The 1,974-nt window shown below is 57.0% G+C and carries 3 protein-coding genes; all 3 read left to right on the plus strand.

Annotation, left to right across the window (positions count from 1 at the left end):
• The first annotated feature begins 615 nt into the window (after positions 1-615).
• The gene (locus tag ACP5E6_RS18765; RefSeq protein ID WP_427956954.1) at positions 616-849 is read left to right on the plus strand and encodes a hypothetical protein; all 234 of its coding nucleotides are present in this window, start codon (positions 616-618) and stop codon (positions 847-849) included.
• Positions 839-1,426 (plus strand): hypothetical protein, encoded by a 588-nt coding sequence (locus ACP5E6_RS18770; protein ID WP_427956956.1) that lies wholly within the window; start codon positions 839-841, stop codon positions 1,424-1,426. Before ACP5E6_RS18765 ends, ACP5E6_RS18770 begins: the two co-directional genes overlap by 11 nt.
• An 8-nt stretch (positions 1,427-1,434) precedes the next feature.
• On the plus strand, positions 1,435-1,974 hold a 540-nt coding region (locus ACP5E6_RS18775), incomplete at its 3' end, for a tyrosine-type recombinase/integrase (RefSeq protein WP_427956959.1).

Consider the following 1,974-nt stretch of genomic DNA (forward strand, 5'->3'; position numbering starts at 1 on the left):
CGAGGTGACCAACCAGGGGTGATTTTACAACCCACCGCTCGCGATATGTGTGCGCACGTGGTTGCCTTCCCGAGGCAACGGAAACAAGTTGCCCAACCCTGACTTTGTTTCATCCGCTTATAATGCCTAGGAAAACCGGGGCTAGCAATAATAAGTATATGAACCCACTTACAGTCAACAACCGTGAAATCCGAGGACGCAAAATGGAAATCAAATATTACACCGCTGCACAAGCTACGAATGCAAAGTTACCCGGCTCCGGTTATTACGCTATCGGCTCGGACGGTACTCCGATCCCTTCGAGCCGGGGAGAAACCAGGGCAGGTGCTGAAACGTGGACAGAGGAAAACATTATCATGGAGCCAACATCTTCGGAGCAGACTTAAGGTCGGCTCGAAGCCGCGAAACGCTGCACTTTTTTGTATCATTCGTTTTAAGCGATGTCGGCATCATGTCGGATTCGTTCTGATGTGGTTGCTCAAACCGCCCGGATTGTTAAGCGTGAGTGAGTCACCATGCGTCCGTCAGGCAAAGTCTTGCGAATATCACGCATGATAACATCATTTATCATGCGTGATATTTGACCGATGGTGCCCCGTGCAGTATGAACAGTGCATGGTTGGCATCACATCCCCCCAGCAGCTCGAAACGCTCCGGATCTATGCGGCGGGGCAAATTGGCACGCGAGCCGCGATCGAGCGCGCCGGGCTCCACGATTACGCTGATCTGATCATCGCCCTCTCCCAGAACGATCTTTCTCTTCCACGCCCGGCAGAGACGGCGGCGCACGAAGCGCGCTTGGCGCGCGCCCAGGCCATTTTACTGCCGCGCCTGCGTCATGACGATTGATATTAGGCTCATCGTTACCGACGCTGCACCGCTTATCACGCTCGCAGCGGCTCAGAGCCTCGATTATCTCCTGTATCCTAACCTGCCGATATTGATCCCGGATGCGGTTTTCCACGAAGCCACCGCGGCAGCTGGAAAACTCGGTGCACAGGAGATTATCGACTGGTATAGGGCTCACATGGACGCGGTGCGGATCGAGCCCACCGAGATCATTCAGCGTGAAATGTCGCTTCTGGAGTTTCAGGGCGGCCGGTTGTCCCGTGACCTGGGCGAACGAGCGGCGCTGGAGCTGATTCGCACTTATCCGTTCAACCGCCAGGAGCGTGCCCTGTTGTTGAGCGATGATCGGGATGCCGAGCGACTGAGCATCGTCGATCCGGAAAAGCTCATTCTGATCACCACCTGGGATTATCTTCGACAACTAGAAGAAGCCCAGCGCATCCAGTCTGCCGATGCCGTGATCGCGGCGGTGCGGGCAGCCGGTCGCCAACCGCCGCTGTTCAATTTGTTGTCTGGCCATGATCCGGAAATCCGTGAGGCCGTGATGCAGATTATCGCGTCGGCCGGAGAAAAATGACCAGTCAGGTGCGTGCGATCGCCTTGGCACCCGGGCTGGAGGGGCGCGACGAATTCAACCTGATCCCCGCCTTGATCGCGCATGAGGGCGAGAAAGCTGCGTGGCGATATGTTGAATTTTTCACCGCCCATGTCCGGAACTCGAACACGCGGCGGGCATACGCGAGGGCCTGTGCACGATTTTTCGCCTGGAGCAATGATCGCGGCCTGGGGCTGACCTCGATCCGGTCCGTAGACGTGGCGGCTTGGGTGGAGAGTTTGCAGCAACAATATTCGGCGCCTGGTGTGAAACAACAGCTGGCTGCGGTTCGGATGCTCTTCGACTGGCTGATCATCGGGCAGGTGGCACCATCGAATCCAGCATCTGCGGTCCGTGGACCGCGACATGTCGTGAAAGTTGGCAGGACACCTGTGCTGGCACCGGCGGAGTGGCGGGCCTTGGTCGATGCCATTCCAAAAGAAACCTTGCGTGATCTGCGGGATCGGGCGTTAATCGCCACCCTGACCTATTCCTTTGCGCGAGTTGGCGCGGCGTTGAAGATGAAGGTC

This window comes from Acidiphilium sp. (assembly GCF_049977125.1).
Lineage (GTDB): Bacteria > Pseudomonadota > Alphaproteobacteria > Acetobacterales > Acetobacteraceae > Acidiphilium.

Bases quoted from the DNA above. Each gene is read 5' to 3' on its own strand.
- ACP5E6_RS18765 (WP_427956954.1), top strand. From the start codon at position 616: ATGGTTGGCATCACATCCCCCCAGCAGCTCGAAACGCTCCGGATCTAT.
- ACP5E6_RS18770 (WP_427956956.1), top strand. From the start codon at position 839: ATGACGATTGATATTAGGCTCATCGTTACCGACGCTGCACCGCTTATC.